The following is a 24,162-nucleotide window of genomic DNA, read 5'->3' as shown; positions in this document are numbered from 1 at the left end:
TGGCGTGGATCCGCATCAACCCATCAGCGCTGCGACGGCCCCCAATAGCCCAGGTCCTTGCGGATCTGCAGGTCGCGCACCCAGCTGCCGAACGGCTTGCGTCGCAACGCGCCCATTTCACCGGACAGGAAATCCTCGGTGGCCGCGATCACCCGTTCGCTGGACAGGCCGTCACGGTAAGGGTGGATGGCGTCGGCATAGCGCACGATCTCCGCCTGCAGCGCCGCGTCCGGATGCAGCGCGCGCTGCAGCATCGCCGGCAGCTGCAGCGGGTCGTCGAAGTCGATCATGTGCGGCTTGGGCACGCGGTTGCGGAAGGTCACCACCGGCTTGTGCTGGACGATGAACTCCGAAACGATCGACGAGGTATCCGACACCAGCACATCGGCAGCGCGCTGTGCGGCCATCACCTGCTCCGGCTCGATGAAGCGCGCATGGGCGCCGGCCAGCGCGCGGTAGCGTTCGAACAGGTCCGGTGGGCACTTCGGGTGCAGTGTCAGCAGCCAGTAGCGCTCACCGGCCGCGATGTCGGCCGCGATCTCCGCATGCAGGTGCGGGGCGGCACTCAGGCGCTCGGTGAACGTCGAACCGAACAGGATCACCGGGCGCCCGCCCGCTGCTGCGCGCAGCGCGGCGCTCTCGCCACCGTCGTCGCGGAACAGCGGATCCAGCTTCGGCCAGCCGGTCTCGGCCACGGCGAAGTGGCCCTGCTGGGCCGCGATCTCACGGAACGGCGCGGTGGTGGCCGGCCCCTGCGTGCAGTACAGGTCGAACATCCCGCGCACCCGGAAGTGGCCGCGCGCACTGTCGCGCTTCTCCACGTTGAAGCCATGGAACAACTGCACCTTGGCCCCGGACAGGAAGGTCGGCACCCAGTTGGCGGCGCTGAACACCGCACGCGGCCGCATCGCCAGCGCCTGTTTCAGGCCGATGCTGGGCACCCCTGGCAGCTGGCTGCCGGCCGCGCCGTCCTCGAACCAGGCCGCGACCTCCTGCCCGGAGGCGTGCAAGGCCTGCGCCAACGGGGCGAGAATAGGCAGCGCATAGCGCTCCGTCGCAAACAACAGGTACCCGGCCATCATGTCCTCCACGACCGCTCCCATCGAACGGCCTCGCATCTCGGCCTGCATTATCGCGTTCAACGAGGCGGGCCGCATCGGCGACTGCCTGGCCTCGCTGGCCTTCTGCGATGAGATCGTCGTCATCGACTCGTACTCCACCGATGCCACCGTGGCCATCGCCGAGGCCGCGGGCGCCCGGGTGCTGCAGCGCCCGTTCGACGGCTTCCGCAGCCAGAAGGACTACTGCGTCGGGCAGGCCCGCCACGACTGGGTGCTGTGCCTGGACGCCGATGAGCGGATCAGCCCGGAACTGCGCGCGGCCATCGAACAGGCCCGTGAAGCGGGCTTCGCCGGTCATGCCGGCTACCGCTTCGCGCGCCTGTCGGAGTACTTCGGCAGGTTCCTGCGCCATGGCAACGCCTACCCGGACCGGGTGATGCGCCTGTTCGACCGCCGCCGCGGCGGCTGGCGCGGCAAGCGCGAGATCCACGAGGCGGCCAGCGTCGATGGCAGCGTCGGCACCCTGCGCGGCGACCTGATCCACTATCCCTACCGCTCCTTGCAGCAGCAGCTGGCCAAGACCGAGAAGTACGCACGGATGATGGCCGAGCACGAATTCGCGCGCGGCAAACGGGCCACGCTGGGCAAGCTGGTGCTGGCGCCGGCCTGGCGGTTCTGGCGCGGCTTCCTGTTCCGTGGCGGCTTCCGCGACGGCTGGCACGGCCTGGTCTACGCCTATGTGCGCGCCAACTACGTGCGCCAGAAGACCATCATGCTGTGGATGCTGGGCAACGGCCAGGCCGTGGCTGACCCGCCGAACCCCTGATCGCCCGGCCCTGTGCGGGGCGCCGCTGGATCACGTCCCGCTGATTGCCCGGTGGCGCGCGCCCTCGACGATCGACAGGCCGGTCAGCAGGCCGACCAGGGTCACGTAGAAACTGGCGGTCATCTGGTGCGCGAACATCGACTGGGTCAGGCCGCACAGTGCGTAGGTGATCACCAGCATGATGCCGGCGGCGGCCGGGCCCCGGAAGGTCGATCGTCCGCTGCGGCGATGCAGGCGCACGAACAGCCAGAGCGGGATGCCATACACCGCCAGCAACAGCAGCAGGCCAGGTGCGCCCTGGGTCGCTGCCCATTCGGCGACATCGTTGTGTGCATGCCCCAGGTGGCAACGCAACTCTTCCGGGTTCTCGCGGCAGACCGGCACGCGCAGCATCGCGCTGTCGAAATGACCGATGCCCACCCCCACCAGCGGATGGTCGAGGAAGGTCTGCCAGGCCACCTGCAGGCGCTCCACGCGGGCCCCGGCGGACGAGTCGCTGTCGCCCAGTTCCATCCGCTGCACGTCGCTGTGCAGCTCGCTCAGGCGGACCTGGTGGCGCAGTTCCGGTACCGACAGCAGCAGGGTCGCACCGATCGCCAGCATGCCGGCCAGTACCGACAGGCGCGCCGCGCCGGTGCGCCAGCGCAGGCTCAGCGCAAGCACCACCAGCAGTGCCAGCAGGGCGGCAAACACACCGCGGCTGCCAGTCAGCACGATGGTGCCGCAGCCAGCGGCCATGCCAAGGATCACCAGCGACCAGCGCCGCGACGGGCGGCAGAACACCAGCAGCACCATCAGCACCATCACGATGTCGGCCAGCACGATGGCGTTGGTGAACAGGTCCGCGCGCGGGGCGCCGTCCAGCACCTGCCACAGCGACATCACGAAGGTGGCGAGCAGGCCGGTCAACGCGCCATACCAGAGCCAGCGCAGGTTGGGACGCAGCGCGCACACCCACAGCGCGATCCACGGAATCACCACGAACCGCGATCGGTTGTCGACGTCACGCAGGCCCTGCTCGAACAGCAGCACCGACAGCAGGCCGAGCGCCAGCACCGCCAGCATCAGCCAGGCCAGCACTTTCACCGGTTGGCCCGCCATGCCGCGCGCGCGCCACAGCAGCTCCGGCGCCAGCAGGGTGCTGAGCAGCAGCAGCAGGCCGTACGGCAACAGGTTGATCGGCACGGTCAGCACCAGGGCCGGCAGGCAGAACAGGCCCAGCTGGGCCAGGCCGTGGGCCACCCCGTGACGCCCGCCGGCGGGAACGCCCAGCGGATCGCCGGCCATGAGGTTCAGGTTGTCCGGTGAAGCTGGCACGTCGGGAAGTATCGCTGCAATCGGCTGGAAGAACGGGAACGGCCGATGCAGGCCATCCCGGCCTGCTGTTTTACTGCCTTTGGCCACGCTTGGGCAGACTGGACAAGCAGGAAGGGGGCGGGCTAGTCATGTTCCTGCAGACGCCGTTCACGTTCCCGCTCCTCTGCGGTGACCACGCAGGGCACCTTCACCGCCGCTGCCGGCACCAGCCACCAGCGCCGGCGGTTGGCCACGCCAGCCAGTTCGGAGCGGTTGCGGTCGATGCACGACAGCATCGCGTATTCATGGACCAGCAGCCAACGGCGATCGGGCGCCAGCCGCTGCCAGCGCGTGGCCGCCAGGAGCTGCTCGTCCCAATCGGTCTCGAAACCGAAGGTCGCCGCAGGGCGATCGGCCAGCAGCAGATGCTGTTCCTTCCAGGCCACCAGTCCCAGCTCGGCATCGGGGGCCAGGCGCGCGCCGACCGTGCGCATCAGGCCGCGGGCGGAACTGGAATCGTTCAGCAACGGGTAGCCGACCAGGCTGTACAGCACCCAGACCATCGCCAGGGTCGATACCAGCGCATGCTGCCGGCGGCGGCCACAGGCCAGCAGGCTCAGGCCGCCCCACAGGCCCATCGCCAGGATCGTCCAGGCCAGTGCATTGACGGCCCCGGGCGCCAGCCCGCGGCTATGGGTCAGGCGCAGCTCGAAGGCCGGGTCGCCCACCACCGCCATCGCGCCGGCCACGGCCAGGCCCAGTGACAGCAGGCCGGTGAACAGCCCCACCACGGCCTGCACATCGCGCCGCTTCAGCAGCCCCGGCAGCAACGGCGCCAGCGCCAGGCAGAACATCGGCAGCGCCGGCAGGATGTAGACATCGCGCTTGCCATCGGGGATCGAGAAGAACAGCACCACCATCAGCCACCAGGCCAGCGGCAGCAGATAGCGCGCGTCGCGGCGGCGCAGCCGGCGGCGCCAGGCCGGAATCGCCCAGGGCAGCGCCAGGAAGGCCGGGACCCACATCAGCGGCATCGTCGCCAGGAAGTACCAGCCGGGCTGGTGGTGGTCCCACGAATGCGTATAGCGCCGCGCCGTCTGCTGGAACAGGATGTCGTCCATGTACGCGCGGTATTCGTCCGAGCCGGTGGCAAAGCCGGCCAGCAGCATCGGCGCCAGCCACAGCGATACCGCCAGCAGGAACGCCAGCGGCGCCAGCCAGAAGCGCACGTCGCGCGCATGCAGGCTTACCCGGGGCCACTGCAGCGCCGCGGCGATCGCCGCTGGCACGATCATCAGCAGCGCCAGCATGCCCACGCCCTTGGTGATCACGCCGATGCCGGCGAAGAACCAGCCCAGCCACCACCAGCGCCACGCCGGCCCCAGCAGCAGGTGGCGCAGCAGGCCATAGTTGGCCAGGGTGATGAACAGCAGCAGCAGGGGATCGATCTGCGCCTTCTTCGCCTGGAAGGTGAACTGCAGCGCGAACAGCAGCGCCCAGCCGGCATACAGCCCCACCCGCCGCGTCCACAGGCGCCGGCCCAGATCGACCACGCACCACAGCGTGCCCAGCGCCGCCAGCAGCGACGGCAGCAGGAACGCCACGCGCCACTGCCCGACCAGCCCGTACAGCGTGGCCTGCCACCACATCAGCATCGGCGGCTTGTCCGAGTACAGCTCGGTGCCGCGGTGCGGGAACAGCCAGTGGCCGCTGTCGATCATCTGCTTGGCCACCAGCGCGAAGCGCGGTTCGTCCGATGGCCACGGATCACGAAGGCCCAGCCCGGCCCCCAGCACCAGCAGGGCCATCACCACCAACAACCACGTCTCGCGCGATGCGCGGGATCTCAGCATGGGACTCGCAACGTCAGCAGGGTCAGGCTGTTTTTAGCAGACGCGCGTAAAAGAATCCGTCAGCATCGCTGTCACCGGGCAGTCGCTGGCGCGCAATGCCCTCGCAGTCCAGGCCGAATCTGTCATCCAGCGGCTCTGCCACCGCGTCCGGATGCCATTTCAGGAAGGCCCTTACCTGATCGATGTTCTCGGCACGCAGGATCGAGCAGGTGGCGTACAGCAGCACGCCGCCCGGGCGCAGCATCGACCAGCAGGCCTCCAGCAGGCGGGCCTGCACGCCGACCAGCGCATCGATGTCCTCGGCGCGGCGATGGAACATCACGTCCGGCTGGCGACGGATCACGCCGGTGGCCGAACACGGAGCATCCAGCAGGATCGCGTCGAACGGCGTGCCATCCCACCAGGCACCGGGGTCGCTTGCATCGGCCACCCGGATCTGCGCGCCCTCGCCCACGCCGGTGCGGGTGTAGGTGTCGCGCGCACGCGCGAGTCGGCGCGCGTCGATATCCAGCGCCAGCAGGCGCAGGCCCGGGTCACGTTCCAGCAGGTGCGCCGACTTGCCACCGGGCGCCGCGCAGGCATCCAGCACGCGGGCGCCGGCCGCCGGCGCCAGTGCGTCGGCGGCACATTGCGCCGACAGGTCCTGCACCGACAACGCACCGTCCGCGAATCCCGGCAGCTGGTTCACCGCGATGGGCGCCGCCAGGCGCAGCGCGTCGGCGCTGAGCGGGCTGGCTTCGGCGGCAATGCCGGCCTCGGCCAGCGTGGCCAGCGCCTTGTCACGCCCCCCCTGCTGGCGGTTGGCACGCAGCCACAGCGGCGCCGGCTGCAGGCTGGCAGCAAAGATCGCCTCGGCCTGCGCCGGCCAGTCACGCTCGATGGCATCGGCCAACCACGCCGGGAAGGCGTCACGCGCAGGCTGCTCCGGGAAACCCTCGCGCTGCGCGCGGCGCAGGATCGCGTTGACCAGCCCGGCCTGGCGCTCACGGCCCAGCGCGCGGGCGGCGTCGACCGTGGCCGACAGGGCCGCATGCGCCGGCAGTTCCAGCACGTCCAGCTGCGCGAAGCCCACCATCAGCAGCGTGCGCAGGTCGGCGTCGCGCGCCGACAGCGGCTTCTGCATCCACGACTGCAGGGCCGCGTCATAGGTACTGCGGCGGCGCAGGACCGCAAAGCACAGTGCTTCCAGCAGGGCGCGATCGCGGCTGTCGGCCAGCTTGGGCAGGGCCCAGGCCAGTTCCGCCTTCAGCGAGCGGCCACGGGTGAACACCTGCGCCAGTACGCGTGCGGCCAGCATGCGGGTGGCCGCGCCCGGCGCCGCCTTGGCGACGGAGAAATCATTCTGCTTCGACACCGCTTATGCCCCCACGTGCAGGTCGCGGCGTGCATTGAGGTAGTCGGCGGCGGTGATCGCCTTGCCGCCTTCGCGCTGCAGCGTGCGCAGGCGCAGCACGCCCTGGCCGCAGGCAATGTCGATGCCGTCGCGGCTGGCCGCCAGCACGGTACCCGGCGCCTGGCCATGGGCCACGTCCAGCGCCACCGCGCCATGGATGCGCAGGCGCTCGCCGGCCAGCGTGGCCTCGGCGATCGGCCACGGGTTGAAGGCACGCACGGTGCGCGCCAGCGCGTGGGCGTCCTGCGCCCAGTCCAGCCGGGCCTCGGCCTTGTCCAGCTTGTGCGCGTAGGTCACGCCCTGCTCCGGCTGCGGCCGCGCGATCGGCTTGATGCCGGCACGCAGCAGGCCCAGGCCATCAGACAGCACCTGTGCACCCAGTTCGGCCAGCTTGTCATGCAGCTGGCCACCGGTATCGGTCGCCGCGATCGGCAACGGCTGGTGCAGCAGCACCGGGCCGGTGTCGAGCCCTGCCTCCATCTGCATCAGGCATACGCCGGTCGTGGGGTCACCGGCCTGGATCGCGCGCTGGATCGGCGCGGCACCACGCCAGCGCGGCAGCAACGACGCATGCACGTTCCAGCAGCCGTGGGTCGGGATCGCCAGCACGGCCCTGGGCAGGATCAGGCCGTAGGCGACCACCACCATCAGGTCCGGCTGCAGGTCACGCAGCTGCTGCTGGGCAGCCGGGTCCTTCAGCGATTCGGGCTGGTAGACCGGAATGCCGCGGGCCACGGCCTCGAGCTTGACCGGCGACGGCGCCAGGCCACGGCCACGGCCGGCCGGGCGGTCAGGCTGGGTATAGACGGCCACGACCTCGTGGTGGCGCGCCGCAGCGCGCAGCGACGACACCGCGAATTCCGGCGTACCGGCAAAGACAATCCTCATGGCTACCCCACTTGCAGGATGGATTCGTGCAGGAAAGAAAACGGCGCCGTCGGCCGGCGCCGTAGAGCCCGCGCGCGTCGCGCAGGCACGGGCCACCCGAAGGGCGGCCCGGATCGGCGATCACGCCACGTGCTTGCGCTGCTTGGCCAGCTTCTTGCGCACCATCTCGCGCTTGAGCGGCGACAGATAGTCGATGAACAGCTTGCCGTCCAGGTGGTCCATCTCGTGCTGGATGCAGGTCGCCAGGACTTCACCCGCCTCCAGCTGCTGTTCCTGGCCGTTGCGGTCCAGGTACTTCACGGTGATGGTGTCGGCACGGGTCACGTCGGCGAAGATGCCCGGCACCGACAGGCAGCCTTCCTGGTACACCCGGCCCCCTTCCTTGGCGACGATTTCCGGGTTGATGAACACATGCGGTTCATTCTTTTCTTCGCTGACGTCGATGACCATGAAGCGCTTGTGCACGTCCACCTGGGTGGCGGCCAGGCCGATGCCGGGCGCGTCGTACATGGTCTGGAACATGTTGTCGATCAGTTCCTGGAAGGCCGGCGTGGTGACTTCGGCGGCTTCGATCAACGCAGCCTTGGTACGCAGGCGCGGATCGGGGAACTCGAGAATGGGGAGAAGGGCCATGGCTGTTTCCGGGTAGGGGGCCGGCACGCCGGCATACGTCGCAGATTCTAGCTCCAACGCTTGCCTTGCGCCCCGGTTTCTGGACTATAGTGCGTGGACCTGTTGGGGAATCAGGGCTTCACACCTATGTTGCTTCGTTTTCGTACGGTCGTCGCCGCGGCGATGCTGACCGTGGCTGCCTATGCTACCGCCGTGGAAGTGAATGGCGGGCACCCGGACACCTATGTGGTCCGAAAAGGGGATACGTTGTGGGATATCGCCGCGCGTTTCCTGCAGAAGCCTTGGCTGTGGCCGGAGATCTGGCAGGCCAATCCGCAGATCGCCAACCCGCACCTGATCTATCCCGGTGACGTGCTGAGCCTGGCCTACCTGGACCGGGTGACCGTGTCCCAGGCCGGTCCGCGCCAGGAGGCCCCAATCGACGCCATTCCGCTGGCCCAGGTCGAGCCGTTCCTGAAGCAGCTGAGCGTCGTCGACAGCATCAAGCAGCTGCCCTACGTGGTCGGCCTGGAGGACAGCCGCCTGCGCGCTGCGGGCGGTGACACCGTCTACGTGCGCCTGGCCGATGCCCAGGTGGGCCAGCGCTGGGCCGTGGTACGCCCGACCGTGCGCTACGCCCAGCCCAAGCCGACCGAGGACCTGACCGCCAATGGCGACGTCACCCCGGGCAGCGGCAACCTGTGGAAGGCCTACAACGCGCCCAACGCGCGCCGTGGCGTGCTCGGCTACGAGCTGGCCCAGGTCGCCACCGGCACCATCACCCGGATCGCCGGCGGCCAGGTCGAGGCCTCCACGCTGGTGCTGGACAAGAACGTCGGCGGCCGCGAAGTGCGCGCCGGCGACCGCCTGGTGCCGATCGAGGCGCGGCCGTACGACCTGCAGTTCGTGCCCCACGTGCCCGCTGCCGGCGTCGAGGGCGTGGACGTGCGCGTGCTGGCCGTCACCGACATGTTCAACGCCGGTGGCCCGCGCGACGTGATCGCGATCTCGGCCGGCCGGGCCCAGGGCGTGGACAACGGCACCGTGTTCTCGCTGTGGCGCCCGGGCCGCCATGTGGCGCACCGCATGAAGTACCCGACCTCCTCGCGCATGGACGATTCGCTCAGCACCGGCGCCGGCCGGGTCTCGCTGCCGGACGAATATGCCGCGCATGCGATGGTGTTCCGTACCTTCGACAACGTCAGCTATGCGCTGGTGATGCAGGGCGTGAAGCCGGTGCAGGTGGGTTACAACGCGCTGCACCCGGACGCCAAGTAGAGTCGGCTGCTTTTCGTCCAGATGCGCGAAAACGCCCGCGCTGCGCGCGATGCTCGACTGACAGTCGACCCTGCAGGGCGCTCCGGCAAACCCTGACGGTCACATGCGAAGGCGCCCTAGGGCGCCTTCGTTGTATCCGGCCGATAGTAGGGGATGACCACGCATGCATATGAGGCGCTGCTGCGCCTGTTGATGGCGGGAGGCGCACTGGCGCCACGACGGGCCCTGCTGCAGGCCGCGGGCGATGCGCAGGCCGCCATCGCGCAGGGCAGCGCGAACTGGCGCGCGCACGGCTGCACGCCGGAGCAATGCGCCGCACTGGAACGTCCTGACCGCCGGGCCTGGACAGCCACCCTGCGCTGGCTGGAACAGGACAACCATGACCTGCTGCCCTGCACCGATCCGGCCTTTCCGCCATCGCTGCTGGAGGTGCCCAACCCGCCGCTGGCGCTGTTCGTCGCCGGTGATCCCTGCCTGGCCTGGCGCCCCTCGGTGGCGCTGGTCGGCAGCCGTTCCCCCACCCCGGGCGGGCGCGCACTGGCCGCGCGTTTTGCGGGCTGTTTCGTCGAGGCCGGCCTGGCCGTGACCAGTGGCCTGGCCGCAGGCATCGATGCGGCCGCGCACCAGGCCACGCTGGACGCCGGTGGCTGCACCGTGGCGGTGATCGGCACCGGCCCTGACCGCGCCTATCCGGACAGCCACGCCCGGCTGCAGGCGCGCATCGCCGCCGAAGGCGCGGTGCTCAGCGAATACCTGCCCGGCACGGCCGCCCGCCCCGGCCACTTTCCCGCACGCAACCGGCTGGTGGCCGGGCTGGCGCTGGCGACCGTGGTGGTCGAGGCCGCCCAGCGCTCGGGTGCGCTGATCACCGCGCGGCTGGCCGCCGAGGCAGGCCGCGAGGTCTGCGCACTGCCCGGATCGGTGCTGAACCCGTGCGCGGCGGGCTGCCACCGCCTGATCCGTGAGGGCGCCGCGCTGGTCGAGCGCCCCGAGGACGTCCTGGAACTGCTGGCGCCCGCCCTCCGCCAGCAGCTGCCGGGCTTGCAATCGCGCCTGGCCACCCCCACTGAACAGGCACCGCCGGCGCTCCTGCCGGCGCGCTGGGCCGACGACCCTGACTACCAGTGCTTGTGGCGGGCGCTGGACCACAACCCAAGCGGTATGGATTCACTGATCACGCGTTGTGGATTGACGGCGTCACAGGTGTCCTCCATGCTGCTGGCCATGGAACTGGCGGGAATCGTGGTGTGCGTACACGGCCGCTACTGTCGAACTCCCTAGTTTCTTCACCTCCACAGCGTCGCGCGACGCAGGCCGAGGGGCAATGAAAGAGAGCATCCTGGATGTACTGCTGTACCTGTTTGAACACTATTTCAGCGAAGATGCGGACCTGATCCGTGACCGCGATTCGCTCCAGAACGGCCTGATCCAGGCCGGTTTCAGCCCCACCGAGATCAACAAGGCGTTCGACTGGCTCGATGCCCTGGCCGCGCAGCGACCGAGCGTGGCCCAGGCGCGGGTCGATGGTCCCGTGCGCATCTACCACGGGCCCGAGCTGGACAAGCTGGACGTGGAATGCCGTGGCTTCCTGCTGTACCTGGAGCAGCACGGCATCCTCGACGCCGACCAGCGCGAGCTGGTACTGGACCGGGCAATGGCCCTGGACCAGGACGAACTGGACCTGGACGACCTGAAGTGGGTCGTGCTGATGGTGCTGTTCAACCAGCCCGGCTCCGAAGCGGCCTATGCCTGGATGGAAACGCAGATGTTCATGGACGAGCCAGAACCCCTGCACTGACCGTACACTTGGGGGCATAGCGCATTCAGGAGCGTCCCCGTGAGCGAGTGGTTCCATGCAGAAGGCAACCGGCAGCAAGGCCCGCTGCCGGCGGAACAGTTGGTCGAGCTGTTCCGCAGCAACCAGATCTCCCTGGACACATTGGTGTGGCGTGACGGCCTGCCGCAATGGCAGCCGTTGCGCACTGTGGTCGATGAGCTGGGCCTGATCGTGCCGGCGCTGGACGTGGCCGCACCGGTCGCCGAGCCCGAGCCTGAACCGGCCGTACCCCCGCCGCCGCAGCCGCCGGTGCTGCCGCCTTCCACGCCCTATGCCACCCCGGCCCCGGCCGGCGTCCTGCCGCCCCCGAAAAAGAAGCTTTCCGGCTGCGCCCTGACCGCGATCATCGGCGGCGGGCTGCTGCTGGTACTGGTGCCGATCGTGGCCATCCTCGCGGCGATCGCACTGCCTGCCTACAACGACTACACCGTGCGCGCCAAGGTCGCCACGGCGGTCAATGCCCTGCAGCCACTGAAGGACCAGGTGCAGCATTTCGCCGATGATGAAGGCCGCTGCCCGGGTGCCAACGACGCCGGTTTCCCGGCCCCGGGTGACTTCACCCAGGCCGGCCTGTCGGCGGTGAACATCGGCCGCTTCAACAATGGCCACTGTGGCATCGAAGCCACGCTGGCCGTGCCCGGCAAGAGCCTCGATGGCGACCTGCTGTGGCTGGAATACGACCGCGACAGCGGCCGCTGGCAATGCAGCGGCGAGAGCGACGACAAGTACCTGCCGCCGTCGTGCCGCGGCTGAACCCCGCGCACGGCTGCACCTCCAAGGACGACCCAACAGGGAACATGCAATGACTGAGTGGTACTACGCCGAAGGACAGCAACGCCAGGGCCCGCTGCCGGTCCAGGAGATCCGCCAGCGCTTCCAGCGCGGCCAACTGAACCTGGACACCCTGGTCTGGCGCGAAGGCATGGCCCAGTGGGCGGCCTTGCGCCAGGTGGTCGATGAGCTCGGCCTGCAGACGCTCGCCGACGCCAGCACGGCCACCGCCAGTGGCGGCTTCGACCTGCGCGGCGACTACGCCGCCATCGACAACGGCACTGCACCGCTGCCGGGCACCGGCGCGCTCAGCAGCTCGCCCTACAGCGCCCCGGGCACCGCCGCTGCCGGTGGCCCGCAGCCGGTGGTGGGCGGGGAAGTGGTCTACGCCGGTTTCTGGAAGCGGGTGGCGGCCTACATGATCGACTACTTCGTGCTGGCCGTGCCGGGCGGCATCATCGGCGCCATCATCGGCGTGGTGCTCGGCGCCAGCATGGGCGCGGTGGGCAGCGGCGAAAGCTCCATCGAGATCGTCGCGCAGCTGGCCAGCGCCCTGATCAACCTGGTGATCGGCGTGGCCTACTACACCTGGTTCCATTCCTCGCAGGGCGGCGCCACGCTGGGCAAGATGGCGGTCGGCATCAAGGTCGTGCGCAGCAACGGCGAACGCCTGACCAGAGGCCGCGCCTTCGGTCGCTACTGGGCCATGCTGCTGAGCAGCTTCACCCTCGGCATCGGCTTCCTGATGGCAGCCTTCACCGAGCGCAAGCAGGGCCTGCACGACATGATCTGCGACACCCTGGTGGTCGACCGCTGGGCCTACACCGACCAGCCGCACCTGCAGCGCCGCGAGCTGGGCACGGTCACCATCGTGATCCTGGTGCTGACCGGCCTGCTGATGCTTGCGGGCCTGGCGCTGCTGGTCGCCGCGGTCGGCTTCATCGCCAAGATGGCCTCCTGAACGGCCATCCTCACGCCTGGCTGCTTGACAGCGGCTGGCCGGGCGTGATTCCTCTAATAAGGTGAAACCTGAACGCCCGGCACACTACCGGGCGTTCAGCGTATTGATTTGTCCGTGGCCGCTTCACTAATGCGGCCGTTTGCTCCACCCTAGCGGCCCCTCCCCTGCGGCTCGCCCCACAGACACTGCTGCCATGCCCAAGCACCTGCTCATCGTTGAATCGCCGGCCAAGGCCAAGACGATCAACAAATACCTCGGCAAGGACTACACCGTCCTGGCCTCGTATGGGCATGTGCGTGACCTGATTCCGAAGGAAGGCGCGGTCGACCCGGACAACGGGTTCGCCATGCACTACGACGTGATCGACAAGAATGAAAAGCATGTCGATGCGATTGCCAAGGCCGCCAAGGGCGCCGACGACATCCTGCTGGCGACCGACCCGGATCGCGAGGGTGAAGCGATCAGCTGGCATATCGCCGAGATCCTGAAGGAACGCGGGCTGGTCAAGGACAAGCCGATGCAGCGCGTGGTGTTCACCGAGATCACCCCGCGCGCGATCAAGGAAGCGATCAGCCAGCCGCGCGCGATCGCCAGCGACCTGGTCGATGCCCAGCAGGCGCGCCGCGCGCTGGACTACCTGGTCGGTTTCAACCTGTCGCCGGTCCTGTGGCGCAAGGTCCAGCGCGGCCTGTCCGCCGGCCGCGTGCAGAGCCCGGCGCTGCGCATGATCGTCGAGCGCGAGGAAGAGATCGAAGCGTTCATCGCCCGCGAATACTGGTCGATCGCCGCCGAGTGCGCCCACCCGTCGCAGCACTTCAACGCCAAGCTGGTCAAGCTGGACGGGCAGAAATTCGAGCAGTTCACCATCACCGACGGCGATACCGCCGAAGCCGCCCGCCTGCGCATCCAGCAGGCCGCGCAGGGCTCGCTGCATGTCACCGACGTGGCCAGCAAGGAGCGCAAGCGCCGCCCGGCGCCGCCGTTCACCACCTCCACCCTGCAGCAGGAAGCTTCGCGCAAGCTCGGCTTCACCACCCGCAAGACCATGCAGGTGGCGCAGAAGCTGTACGAAGGCGTGGCGATCGGTGACGAAGGCACCGTCGGCCTGATCTCGTACATGCGTACCGACTCGGTGAACCTGTCGCAGGACGCGCTGGCTGAAATCCGCGACGTGATCGCCCGTGATTACGGTATCGCCTCGCTGCCGGACCAGCCCAACACCTACCAGACCAAGTCGAAGAACGCCCAGGAAGCGCACGAAGCGGTGCGCCCGACATCGGCCCTGCGCACCCCGGCCCAGGTGGCGCGCTTCCTGACCGACGACGAGCGCCGCCTGTACGAACTGATCTGGAAGCGCGCCGTCGCCTGCCAGATGATCCCGGCCACGCTCAATACCGTCAGCGTCGACCTGTCCGCTGGCAGCGAGCACGTGTTCCGTGCCAGCGGCACCACGGTGGTGGTGCCCGGTTTCCTGGCCGTGTACGAGGAAGGCAAGGACAGCAAGAGCGCCGAGGACGAGGACGAGGGCCGCAAGCTGCCGGCGATGAAGCCCGGTGACCGCGTGCCGCTGGAACGCATCCAGGCCGAGCAGCATTTCACCCAGCCGCCGCCGCGCTACACCGAAGCGGCGCTGGTGAAGGCGCTGGAAGAGTACGGCATCGGCCGTCCGTCGACCTACGCGTCGATCATCCAGACCCTGCTGTTCCGCAAGTACGTGGAAATGGAAGGCCGCAGCTTCCGTCCGTCCGACGTCGGCCGCGCGGTGTCCAAGTTCCTGTCCAGCCACTTCACCCAGTACGTGGACTACGACTTCACCGCCAAGCTTGAAGACGAACTCGACGCCGTCTCGCGTGGCGAAGAAGAGTGGATCCCGCTGATGGCCCGCTTCTGGGAGCCGTTCAAGGAGCTGGTGGAAGACAAGAAGGAATCGGTGGACCGCGCCGAGGCCAGTGGCGCGCGCGAGCTCGGCACCGACCCGAAGACCGGCAAGCCGGTCAGCGTGCGGCTGGGCCGCTTCGGGCCCTACGCGGCCATCGGCAGCACGGCGGAGGACGCCGAGGAAAAGCCCAAGTTCGCCTCGCTGCGCCCGGGCCAGTCGATGCACACCATCTCGCTGGAAGACGCGCTGGAACTGTTCCTGATGCCGCGTGCGCTGGGCGAGGACAATGGCGAGCCGGTCAGCGTCGGCATCGGCCGCTTCGGTCCGTTCGCCAAGCGCGGCAGCACCTACGCCTCGCTGAAGAAGGAAGATGACCCGTACACCATCGACCTGGCCCGCGCTGTATTCCTGATCGAAGAGAAGGAAGAGATCGCGCGCAACCGGATCATCAAGGAGTTCGAAGGCAGCGACATCCAGGTGCTGAACGGCCGCTTCGGCCCGTACATCAGCGACGGCAGGATGAACGGCAAGATCCCCAAGGATCGCGAGCCGGCATCGCTGACCCTGGCCGAAGTGCAGCAGCTGATGGAAGAAACCGGCAAGCCGGTACGCAAGGGCTTCGGTGCCAAGAAGGCCGCTGCGAAGAAGGCCCCGGCCAAGAAGGCGGCGGTGAAGAAGGAAGCGGTGCCGAAGAAGGCCGCGGCCAAGAAGGCAGTAAAGAAGGCGGCCGCAAAGAAGGCGCCGGCGAAGAAGGCCGTCAAGAAGGCGGTCAAGAAGGCCGCGAAGTAACCCCACGCCATGCGTGGATGCTGTGTCACGCCATGCGTGGATGAGGGGTAGTGCCGGCCGCTGGCCGGCAACCCCAGAAGCATCAGACGCCGGCCAGCGGCCGGCACTACCCGGTGCCAGGGTCCACCCCTTCTGCACGCCGCAGGAGGATAATGAAGGCCCACGTCGGGCCGGTCGCCGCCATGAAAGAACTCACCCTGGACTCCGCTGTCGCCACGCTCCGCGCCGGTGGCGTGATCGCCTATCCGACCGAAGCGGTCTGGGGCCTGGGCTGCGACCCCTCGCATGAGGCGGCGGTGCACATGGTGCTGCGGCTGAAGCAGCGCCCGATCGAGAAGGGCATGATCCTGGTGGCCGCCGACCTGTCGCAGCTGGAAGGCTGGGTGCGCCTGCAGGCACTGCCCGACGCCCGCCAGCGCGCGGTCCTGGCCAGCTGGCCGGGGGCCAACACCTGGATCCTGCCGACCGGTCCGCGCGCCAAGCCCTGGGTTACCGGTGAGCACAGCGGCATCGCCGTGCGCATCAGTGCCCACCCGCTGGTGGCTGCACTGTGCCGCGCCTGGGGCGGTCCTCTGGTCTCCACCAGCGCCAACCTGGCCGGAGAGCCGCCGGCCCGCAGCCGTGCCGAACTTGATCCGCGCCTGCTGCGCCTGCTCGATGGCCTGCTCGACGGCGAAACCGGCGGCCTGGCCCAGCCGACCCCCATCCGCGACGCGCTCAGCGGCAACGTGCTGCGCTCCTGAGCGGGCGATTGCACTGCCGCGCACAATCGCGCACCCTGCCGCCATGAACCTGCCGCGCACCGCCCTGGGCCTGTGCCTGCTGCTGTCATCGACCGCACTGGCCGCCGAGGACGTGCGCGTGTACCGCTGTGTCGCCAGCAATGGCGCCGTCGCCCTGCAGGACAGGCCGTGCAGCAGCGGCCGGCAGGAAGTCCGCGACCTGCAGCGGCCCCGTGATCCCGCGCCGCGGGTGGTGCGCAGTGACGCCCCTCCCGCAGCGCCCAGCGAGGCTCCGGCGATGCGCGATCGCGAAGTCCGCCACGTCTACATCCAGCCGCCACAGCCGTTGTACGAGTGCGTGAGCGATGACGGTCGCCGCTACACCAGCGACAGCAACGAGGGCAATCCGCGCTGGGTCCCATTGTGGACCAGCGTGTGGCTCCCGCACGGGCATCACGGCGCGGTCCATCCCGGTCCACGCCCGGGCTTCGGCACGCCGGTCGGTGCGCCGATCGGTGAAGGCGCCGGCTACCGGCCGCCTGCGGTGGGCGTCGGCGTGCAGGTGCCGGCCGGCAGCGTGCTGGTCCGTGACAGCTGCCATGCGCTGCCGCCGCAGGAAGTCTGCGCGCGCCTGCGTGACCGCCGCTGGGAACTGGATCGCCGCTACAACAGCGCGCTGCAGAGCGAGCGCACGGACATCAGCAACGAACAGCGTGGCATCGACGCGCGCCTGTCGCGGGACTGCGAACGCTGAGCGCGATGCCTGCCGGGGCATGTACGCTGTGCGCATGAAGAATCCGATCTGGCTGGCCCTGGGCCTGTTCGCCGGCAACGCGTTGGCCGACGACGGGGTGATCTACCGCTGTACCTCCAGCAGCAGCGATGTGCCCACCCTGCAACGCACGCCCTGCCCGACCGGCAGCAAGCAGCAGGTGGTGCGGGTGCCGGCCAGTGCTCCGCCGGCGCCGGCCTCAGCGGCACCCGTGCCGGCCGCGCCCGAACCGACCGCGGCCACTGCGCCGTCCGTTCCCGCACCCGCACCTCGCCGCGCCGGTGAAGGGCGCACGATCATGGAAGCCGGCATGGTCGAACGCGAAGGCGGCGATCTGATACTCGACAGTGCAGCGCTGCCGCGCCAGGCCGATGCCGCGCCAGACAGCCATGCGCCGCCGAAGCCGCCGCTGCCACCGATCTTCCAGTGCACCGACAGCCAGGGCGGCGGCTACCTGCACGAGTACGAAGCCGCCCCCGGACGCTGCGAACTGATGACCGTACAGGGCCTGGGCGGCGCCACGCCGGTCAACGCCGCCGGCTGCGAGGTGGTGCGCGACCGCTGCGAGGCGCTGCCGGAAGCGCAGCGCTGCAGCAGTTGGCAGCAACGCTTCCGCGATGCGCGGGGGCGTGAGCGGTTCGCCTCGCCGGAAAACCGCGACACGGCACGCGGCGAGCGCGAACGACTGCAGGGTGTGCTGGAGGCCAGCAACTGCCGGGTACCGGGGTGACCGCCATCCTGTGGTTGCCGGCCAGCGGCCGGCACTACCTTTTGGAAGATCAGAACCCGTAGCGCAGGAAGCCGCCATCCACTGCGATGCACTCGCCGGTGACGTAGCTGGCCGCCGGCAGGCACAGGAAGCCGACGGCGGCGGCCACTTCCTCCGGCTCGCCGATACGGCGCATCGGCGTACGGTTGATCACTTCCTCGTAGTAGTCCGGGTCCGACAACGGGCCGGAGGTGCGCCGGGTGCGGATGTACCAGGGCGCCACCGCGTTGACCCGGATGCCGTCCTCGGCCCATTCGACGGCCAGGTTGCGGGTCATCTGGTGCATCGCCGCCTTGCTCATGCCGTAGACCACGCCACTGCGCACATGGGTCAGGCCGGAAACGCTGCCGACATTGACAATCGACGACGACGCGTGCCGGGCCAGCAGCGGGTGCGCGTAGCGCGACAGCTCGAAGGCCGAGAACAGGTTGGTCTCGAAGATCTGGCGCCATTCGTCCTCGGAATACTCCGTGGCCGCCTTGGTGACGTTGCCACCGGCGTTGTTGACCAGGATGTGCAGGCCATCGCTGTGGTCTTCCACCCAGTCCAGGATCTGCCGGCGGTCTTCGTCATCGGAGACATCGGCGGCCAGCGCGTGGACCTGCATCTGCGGATATACGTCCAGCAACTCGTCGCGCGCGGTCTCCAGCATGTCGATATCGCGGCCGACGATCATCAGGTCGGCACCGAACCCGGCCAGTTCATGCGCGATGGCCAGGCCGATGCCGGCACTGGCGCCGGTGATCAGGGCGGTCTGGCCGTCCAGGCGCCACCGTTGCTGGGTCATGTGTCCTCCGGGGCCGGGCCCACTGTGTTCCGATGCCACAAGGATACGCGCTCACGGCAGCCGCCTGCGGTAGATGCGACACTGCGCGCACGCCCATCACGGAGTGCCGCCATGCGCATCCTGATCCTGTCCACATCCCTGCTGGCCACCGTGCTGCTGTCGGCCTGCCAGCGCCCGCCCACGCCGAACCCGGAGAAGCCGCCGGAACCGCAGGCCATGGCACGCGCGATCCAGCAGCCGCTGGACCGTGCCAAGGGCGTGCAGAAGACCGTCGATGACGCCGCTGCGAGCGAGCGCAAGGCCGAGGCTGACGCGACGCAGTGACCTGTCGGGTCAGAGCCCTATGCGCTGCAGAGGGGTCCGGCCCCATCAACGAAAAACGCCCGGCCTGAGCCGGGCGTTTTCATTCACTACTGCTGCCGATCAGAACCCGCAGAAGCAGTACGCCAGCGCCTTCACCGGTGCACCGTTGCCCTTCTCGCGGGCGGCATTCTCGACGAAGCGCAGCTGCGTATCCACGTCCGGCATCGTGCGGGCCAGCATCATCCGCGCCACGCCCGAATCGGCCAGCATCCACGCACCGGCCCGGCTGCCGGCGAACCCGCTGACGAACTGCGCGAACGGCGTGGCCGCCTTCTCGATGTAGCGCACGCGATAGGCATCGGCCTTGCCGAGCTTGGCGCGGCTGGCCGCGTCGGCCACCGCATCCTTCAGGCCACCGAAGGCATCGACCAGGCCGCGTTCCTTGGCCTGTGCACCGCTCCACACGCGGCCGCGGGCGACCTCGTCCACCGCCTCGACCGGCTTCTTGCGGGCGTCGGCGACACGGCCGGTGAAGTCGGCGTAGCCCTTGTTGATCACCGTCTGGATGACCTGGCCCACCGCGGGGTCCATCGGACGGGTAACGTCGAAGGCGCCGGCGAAACGGGTGGTGCCGACACCGTCGGTGTGCACGCCGATCTTGTCCAGCGCGCGGCTGAAGTTCGGCACCATGCCGAAGATGCCGATCGAACCGGTGATGGTCGACGGATCGGCATAGATGCGATCGGCGTTCATGCTGATCCAGTAGCCACCGGAGGCGGCCAGGTCGCCCATCGACACCACCACCGGCTTGCCAGCGGCCTGCAGGGCCACCACTTCACGACGGATCTGCTCGGAGGCGAACACTTCACCACCGGGCGAATCCACCCGCAGCACCACCGACTTCACGTTCTCGTCGTCACGCGCGGCACGCAGCAGCGCCGAGGTCGACTCGCCACCGATGCGGCCGGCCGGCAGGTCACCACCGCTGATCTCGCCGGACGCCACCACCACCGCCACCTGCGGACGCGAGTCCACCGGGTTGCGACGGGCGTCGAGCAGGGCCAGGTAACGGCCGAAGTCGACGTTGCGGAAACCGCCGTCGGCATCGTCGTCGGCGACGCCGCGCTCGATCATCAGATCCTCGAATTCCTCGCGGGTCTTCAGCGCGGTCACCAGCTTCTGCTGCAGCGCGAACTTGGCCAGGTCGCCACCGGCGGCGGCAATGCCTTCCGGCAGCGTGTCGATGCCGGCGGCCAGCTGTGCCGGATCCAGGCGGCGGGCCTTGGCGATGTCGCCCAGGTAACGCTGCCAGACGTCGTTCATCCAGAACAGGTCGGCTTCCTTGGAGGCCGGTGACGCCGCGTCGAGCACGTACGGCTCGGCTGCGGACTTGTACTCGCCCACCTTGAACAGGTGTACGTCCACGCCCAGCTTGTCCTGCAGGCCGGTGCGGAAATACTGGCGGTAGCGGCCGAGGCCCTCGAGCACGACCGAGCCCATCGGGTCCAGGTAGACCTCGTCGGCCTGCGCGGCCAGCAGGTACTGCGACTGGCCCATGCTCTCGCTGTAGGCCACCAGCTGCTTGCCGGACGCGCGCAGGTCCTGCAGCGCGGCGGCCACCTCACGCAGCGAGGCGAAGCCGGACGGCTGCAGCTTGTCCAGTTCCAGCACCACGCGCTCGATCTTCTTGTCTTCCTTGGCCGACTCGATCACCCGCAGCAGGTCGCGCAGCTGGATCTCTTCGGCACCGTTGTCACCCACCGCCTTGGCCAGCGCGCGGCTGACCGGATCGGCGCTGAACTGCTCGACCAGGCGGCCCTCCGGCGCGATCACCAGCGTGGTGCGGTCCTGCAGCGACTTGCTGGCACCGGCGCCCATGCCGGCGGCGATGACGAACATCACCAGCAGCAGGAACAGCAGGCCGAAGAACACCAGGTTGAGGATCAACCGGCGGGTGAAGTTCATGACGTCCCACAGCCCGATGAAGAAACTGGCGACGGGATTGCGACGCGCCGGGGGCAGCGGGGGCACGGGTTGATTCATGGAACGCTCCGGATGGCTTCTTGCCGTGGTACCAGCATAGCCGTTGCCGCGTGATGCGGCATCGGACACAAGTCAGGGGATCGCCCGCCATGGGTGGGCAGGCGGGCGGGACGATCAGGACAGCATCGACTGGCCGATGCGCAGGCTGCTGCGGCGCAGGCGCCAGCCCATCAGGATGGCAGCGGCAGTCAGGCCGACGATCAGGCCGATCCACATGCCCTGCGGGCCCATGCCCAGCCCCAGGCCGAGCCCGGCGCCGAGCGGCATGCCCAGGCCCCAGTACGCGAACATGGCGATGAACATCGGCACGCGGGTGTCCTTCAGGCCGCGCAGCGCACCGGCCGACAGTACCTGGATGCCGTCCGGGAACTGGAAGGTGGCCGCGTACAGCAGCAGGGTCGAGGCCAGCCCGGCCACCGCCAGGTCGTTGGTGTACACGCCGACGATGGCGTCGTGGCCGAACAGCAGCACCGCCGCCGACAGCGTCTGCGTGCCCATGATGATCGCGTAACCGGCCCAGGCCGCGCGTCGCACGCCGAAGCCATCGCCACGGCCGACCGCATGGCCGACGCGCACGGTGGTGGCCTCGGCCACGCCCATCGGAATCATGAAGCACAGCTGCGCGACGTTGATCGCGATCTGGTGCGCCGCCGCTTCATTGGCACCCAGGCGACCGATCAGCAACGCGGTGACGATGAACAAGCCACCTTCCATCAGCACGGTGATGCCGATCGGCAGGCCGGTGCGCAGCAGCTCCCAGATCGCCTTCCAGCGCGGCCCTTCGAAATGCGAGAACAGCTGCAGGTGGGCAAAGCGCTTGGTGCGCCACAGATAGAGGGCAAACGCCGTGGCCTGCAGCCACATCATCACCGCCGAAGCGATGCCCAGGCCTTCCGCACCCAGTTCCGGGAAACCGAGCTTGCCGTTGGCCAGCACGTAGCCCATCGGCGCCAGCACCAGCAGGCCGCCGAAGCCGAGCAGCATGGTCGGCAACGTCCAGTGCATGCCTTCGCTCAGGTAACGCATGCAGAAGTACAGGGTCAGCGCGGGCCCGCCCCAGCGCACCGCGTGCAGGAACGCGGTCGCCCCCGGCACGATGTCCGGCGCGATGCCGAACGACGGCAGCAGCGGTGGCACCACGGTGAGGAAGGTGAACATGATCAGCCCCAGCCCCAGCGCCAGCCACAGTGCCTGGCGGAACAGCGGGCCGATCTCGCGCTCGCGGCCAGCGCCGTGCAGCTGCGACACCGAGGCGGTGAGCGAGATCAGGGTGCCGATCGGAATCAGCATCGGCAGCCACAGCAGCGCCGTACCGATGGTGACTGCGGCAAGGGTGGCCGTGGCGTGGTGGCCGGCAATCACGTTGTCGACGAAGGAGATCAGACCGGTGGACACATGGCCCAGCACGAGCGGCAGGGCGAGCAGACCGGTGGCGCCGACTTCCTTGCTGAAGCGCGGCGTGGAGGTTGCAGTAGACATAAGGTGCTTGACGCGAACTGCGGTTGCGCGCGAAGGGCACAGGCACCGGGTTGCGGGCGCCCATCTTACGCGGGCAGCGCGTGCATTCCCATGACATGGCGTGAATGCCGGGTTGCGGCTGCCCCAAGCAAAAAGGGGACGGAGGGGATTAAGTCGCATTCGGCACTGACTGGCCTGATACGACTTAATCCCCTCCGTCCCCTTTTTCTACTGGCCGGCCTGGCGCTTGAGCCAGCTGTCGCGTTCGGCGGCGGGTACCGCGAGGAAGGCGCTGCGTACCGCATCGCGTTCCTGCGGCGGCGTGCGCTGCGCGACCAGGGTCAGCTGGGCCAGCTGCGCCGGGCTGAGTTGGCGCAGCACGGCCAGCGCCGACTCGCGTTGCTCAGGCGGCACGAATCCGAACAGTCCGTGCAGCTTGGGGAACTCCAGGCCCAGCTGCGGGCCCAGCCGCCACCCGTCGCGGAACGCCTGGTCCTGTGCCTGGAACTGCTGGCGCATGCGCTGCTGTTGATCGGCCGGCAGCGCATTGAAGCGCGCGGCGGCCTGGCGGATGCGCTCGCGCTCGGCTTCCGGCAATGCGCGCCAGGCGGCGTAGTCGGCGCGGCGCTGGCGCTGCTGCTGCGCATCCAGCTGGGCGAACTCCGCAGGGGCTGGAGTAGCAGCGGCCGACGCCGGCGTGGCCGGCGAACTGCCCGGGACCGGTGGCGGCAACGGCACGCTCAACGACTGCGGTGCGGCGGACAGGGACAGCGGCAGGGCCAGCAGCAGGCTGGCGAACATGGACTTATTCATCGGCGGCAGCGGTTTCCAGCGCGGCACTGGCCGGCTCCGGCCGGCTTGGCCTGGACTGCGATTCGTCCACCGGCAGCGGGCCGCCGGCGGCGGTCCACGCATACAGGTCGGCATCGGCGACCAGCGGGTAGTCACGATCGGCCAGCATCGCTGCGTCGTCATGGGCTTGGGCGTGGGTCGCGTCCGGCGTGGCATTGACCTTGCTCGGCGGCAGCGCTTCCACGGTCACCGGACCGGCTTCGCCCACGACGCCCTCCGGCAGCGGCGCATCACTGCCGATGGAATGCCCCTGCAGGTAGCGCCAACCCAGCGCCGCGGCCAGCAGCACTGCCACGGTCGCCAGCAGGATCAGCGGACCGCGCCAGCGCGGCTTGGCACTCGCCCGACGGCGCTTGGCGTTGGCGTGGGCGGTGGCCCGCTCGTCGCGCTGGGGAGCGCGCCAGCTGGACGTGGGCGCCTCGTTGTGCGCGGCGGGTGCGGCCGGCTGCTGGAGCTGCTGCAGGCGCGTGGCCGGCAGTTCACGGATACGCGCCTGCACCTGCTCGGCCAGCTGGCGCCAGGCCGCGGCGTCTGGCTGGCCATGGGCATCACGCGGGCACGCGTCAGCCAGCAGGTGCTGGTAGCCGGCCTCGTCCTGGTCGAGCACGCGCATGGCAATGCCCTCGTCGAGGCTGCCGCCCACCCGCAGCAGCAGCGCCAGGCGCGGCAGCGGCGCCATTCCGCCCAGCGCGGCCAACGGCGCGGCCCACTGCCCGCCCACCGGCTCGCGCAGTGCCTGGCGTTGCCCCAGCAGGGTCCAGAAGCGCGTCGGCCACTGCGCCATCGGTAGGTCGCTGGCAACGGCCGCGAACGCGCGCATCGCCGCGACCAGGGTCTGCTCGGCACGGGCGGCGTCGCCGCACTGCAGTTCAGCCACCACCAGGGCGCGGCGCTCGACGCCACGCAGGAACGCCGACAGCGCGCCGGCCGCGGTCGAGGAAACAGGGGCGGGCACAGCCGTCATCGGTCACTCCAGAGGTCTGCCGGCATGATAGCGGCAGGCAATCGACGC

22 protein-coding genes are annotated in these 24,162 nt (G+C 69.2%); 11 read left to right on the top strand and 11 right to left on the bottom strand.

The features are described from left to right. Nucleotides 1-23: 23 nt before the first annotated feature. Complete coding sequence (locus LRM18_RS08525; RefSeq protein ID WP_270953743.1) at nt 24-1,082, bottom strand: CDP-glycerol glycerophosphotransferase family protein; 1,059 nt, start codon at nt 1,080-1,082, stop codon at nt 24-26. Between LRM18_RS08525 and LRM18_RS08520 the strand changes: the two genes are divergently transcribed. Next, on the top strand, nt 1,081-1,887 hold the full coding sequence (locus LRM18_RS08520; protein WP_053505332.1) for a glycosyltransferase family 2 protein: 807 nt from the start codon (nt 1,081-1,083) through the stop codon (nt 1,885-1,887). The genes LRM18_RS08525 and LRM18_RS08520 overlap by 2 nt on opposite strands. 30 nt (nt 1,888-1,917) lie before the next feature. Here the strand turns inward: LRM18_RS08520 and LRM18_RS08515 are convergent, their stop codons facing one another. The 5 genes from LRM18_RS08515 to def form a co-directional block, all read right to left on the bottom strand. Then, entirely contained in the window at nt 1,918-3,174 is a 1,257-nt protein-coding gene (locus LRM18_RS08515; RefSeq protein ID WP_270953741.1) for an O-antigen ligase, read from the bottom strand. Between the two features lie 152 nt (nt 3,175-3,326). Continuing rightward, nucleotides 3,327-5,036, bottom strand: a complete 1,710-nt coding sequence (locus tag LRM18_RS08510; RefSeq protein ID WP_270953514.1) for a glycosyltransferase family 39 protein — start codon at nt 5,034-5,036, stop codon at nt 3,327-3,329. A gap of 22 nt (nt 5,037-5,058) precedes the next feature. Next, complete coding sequence (gene rsmB / locus LRM18_RS08505) at nt 5,059-6,390, bottom strand: 16S rRNA (cytosine(967)-C(5))-methyltransferase RsmB (protein ID WP_270953512.1); 1,332 nt, start codon at nt 6,388-6,390, stop codon at nt 5,059-5,061. 3 nt (nt 6,391-6,393) lie between these two features. Further along, a complete protein-coding gene (gene fmt / locus LRM18_RS08500; RefSeq protein ID WP_270953510.1) occupies nt 6,394-7,317 on the bottom strand; it encodes a methionyl-tRNA formyltransferase in 924 nt (307 codons plus the stop codon). 120 nt (nt 7,318-7,437) lie between these two features. Next, nucleotides 7,438-7,950: a peptide deformylase gene (gene def / locus LRM18_RS08495; protein WP_049470976.1), complete on the bottom strand. Its 513-nt coding sequence runs from the start codon at nt 7,948-7,950 to the stop codon at nt 7,438-7,440. Nucleotides 7,951-8,076: 126 nt separating this feature from the next. Between def and LRM18_RS08490 the strand changes: the two genes are divergently transcribed. The 9 genes from LRM18_RS08490 (at nt 8,077) to LRM18_RS08450 (ending at nt 17,668) form a co-directional block, all read left to right on the top strand. Beyond that, nucleotides 8,077-9,207: a LysM peptidoglycan-binding domain-containing protein gene (locus LRM18_RS08490; RefSeq protein WP_053461515.1), complete on the top strand. Its 1,131-nt coding sequence runs from the start codon at nt 8,077-8,079 to the stop codon at nt 9,205-9,207. A gap of 153 nt (nt 9,208-9,360) precedes the next feature. Continuing rightward, nucleotides 9,361-10,488 (top strand): DNA-processing protein DprA, encoded by a 1,128-nt coding sequence (gene dprA / locus LRM18_RS08485; RefSeq protein WP_206632106.1) that lies wholly within the window; start codon nt 9,361-9,363, stop codon nt 10,486-10,488. A 43-nt stretch (nt 10,489-10,531) separates the two neighbouring features. After that, complete coding sequence (locus LRM18_RS08480; protein WP_005419622.1) at nt 10,532-11,005, top strand: DUF494 family protein; 474 nt, start codon at nt 10,532-10,534, stop codon at nt 11,003-11,005. 39 nt (nt 11,006-11,044) lie between these two features. Beyond that, a complete protein-coding gene (locus LRM18_RS08475) occupies nt 11,045-11,797 on the top strand; it encodes a pilin (RefSeq protein WP_049470973.1) in 753 nt (250 codons plus the stop codon). Nucleotides 11,798-11,846: 49 nt separating this feature from the next. Next, nucleotides 11,847-12,776 (top strand): RDD family protein, encoded by a 930-nt coding sequence (locus tag LRM18_RS08470; RefSeq protein WP_049470972.1) that lies wholly within the window; start codon nt 11,847-11,849, stop codon nt 12,774-12,776. 193 nt (nt 12,777-12,969) lie between these two features. Continuing rightward, nucleotides 12,970-15,444 carry a DNA topoisomerase I gene (locus tag LRM18_RS08465; protein WP_270953501.1) on the top strand — a complete coding sequence of 825 codons (2,475 nt, stop codon included), beginning with the start codon at nt 12,970-12,972 and terminating at the stop codon, nt 15,442-15,444. A 152-nt stretch (nt 15,445-15,596) separates the two neighbouring features. Beyond that, a complete protein-coding gene (locus LRM18_RS08460; RefSeq protein WP_080355598.1) occupies nt 15,597-16,187 on the top strand; it encodes a Sua5/YciO/YrdC/YwlC family protein in 591 nt (196 codons plus the stop codon). A gap of 43 nt (nt 16,188-16,230) precedes the next feature. Next, a complete protein-coding gene (locus tag LRM18_RS08455; protein ID WP_164083391.1) occupies nt 16,231-16,920 on the top strand; it encodes a DUF4124 domain-containing protein in 690 nt (229 codons plus the stop codon). A 34-nt stretch (nt 16,921-16,954) separates the two neighbouring features. Beyond that, nucleotides 16,955-17,668: a hypothetical protein gene (locus LRM18_RS08450; RefSeq protein WP_270953498.1), complete on the top strand. Its 714-nt coding sequence runs from the start codon at nt 16,955-16,957 to the stop codon at nt 17,666-17,668. 49 nt (nt 17,669-17,717) lie between these two features. On the opposite strand, the gene LRM18_RS08445 is transcribed toward LRM18_RS08450, so the two are convergent. Then, nucleotides 17,718-18,494, bottom strand: coding sequence for an SDR family oxidoreductase (locus tag LRM18_RS08445; RefSeq protein WP_049470967.1), 777 nt, complete (start codon nt 18,492-18,494; stop codon nt 17,718-17,720). A 111-nt stretch (nt 18,495-18,605) separates the two neighbouring features. On the opposite strand from LRM18_RS08445, the gene LRM18_RS08440 reads away from it, so the two are divergent. Next, nucleotides 18,606-18,818 carry a hypothetical protein gene (locus LRM18_RS08440; protein ID WP_049470965.1) on the top strand — a complete coding sequence of 71 codons (213 nt, stop codon included), beginning with the start codon at nt 18,606-18,608 and terminating at the stop codon, nt 18,816-18,818. Nucleotides 18,819-18,917: 99 nt separating this feature from the next. Here the strand turns inward: LRM18_RS08440 and sppA are convergent, their stop codons facing one another. The 4 genes from sppA to LRM18_RS08420 form a co-directional block, all read right to left on the bottom strand. Further along, nucleotides 18,918-20,840 (bottom strand): signal peptide peptidase SppA, encoded by a 1,923-nt coding sequence (gene sppA / locus LRM18_RS08435; protein ID WP_049470964.1) that lies wholly within the window; start codon nt 20,838-20,840, stop codon nt 18,918-18,920. A gap of 114 nt (nt 20,841-20,954) precedes the next feature. Then, the gene (locus LRM18_RS08430) at nt 20,955-22,319 is read right to left on the bottom strand and encodes an MATE family efflux transporter (protein WP_049470962.1); all 1,365 of its coding nucleotides are present in this window, start codon (nt 22,317-22,319) and stop codon (nt 20,955-20,957) included. A gap of 207 nt (nt 22,320-22,526) precedes the next feature. Continuing rightward, on the bottom strand, nt 22,527-23,111 hold the full coding sequence (locus tag LRM18_RS08425) for a DUF3106 domain-containing protein (RefSeq protein WP_049470960.1): 585 nt from the start codon (nt 23,109-23,111) through the stop codon (nt 22,527-22,529). After that, nucleotides 23,104-24,114, bottom strand: coding sequence for a hypothetical protein (locus LRM18_RS08420; protein ID WP_270953493.1), 1,011 nt, complete (start codon nt 24,112-24,114; stop codon nt 23,104-23,106). The genes LRM18_RS08425 and LRM18_RS08420 overlap by 8 nt, the downstream gene beginning before the upstream one ends. Nucleotides 24,115-24,162: the final 48 nt, after the last annotated feature.

This window comes from Stenotrophomonas sp. PI_27 (assembly GCF_027854495.1).
Taxonomy (GTDB): domain Bacteria; phylum Pseudomonadota; class Gammaproteobacteria; order Xanthomonadales; family Xanthomonadaceae; genus Stenotrophomonas; species Stenotrophomonas pavanii.
The sequence above is the reverse complement of the archived record's forward strand: the minus strand, read 5'-3'. Positions and strand labels throughout refer to the sequence as shown.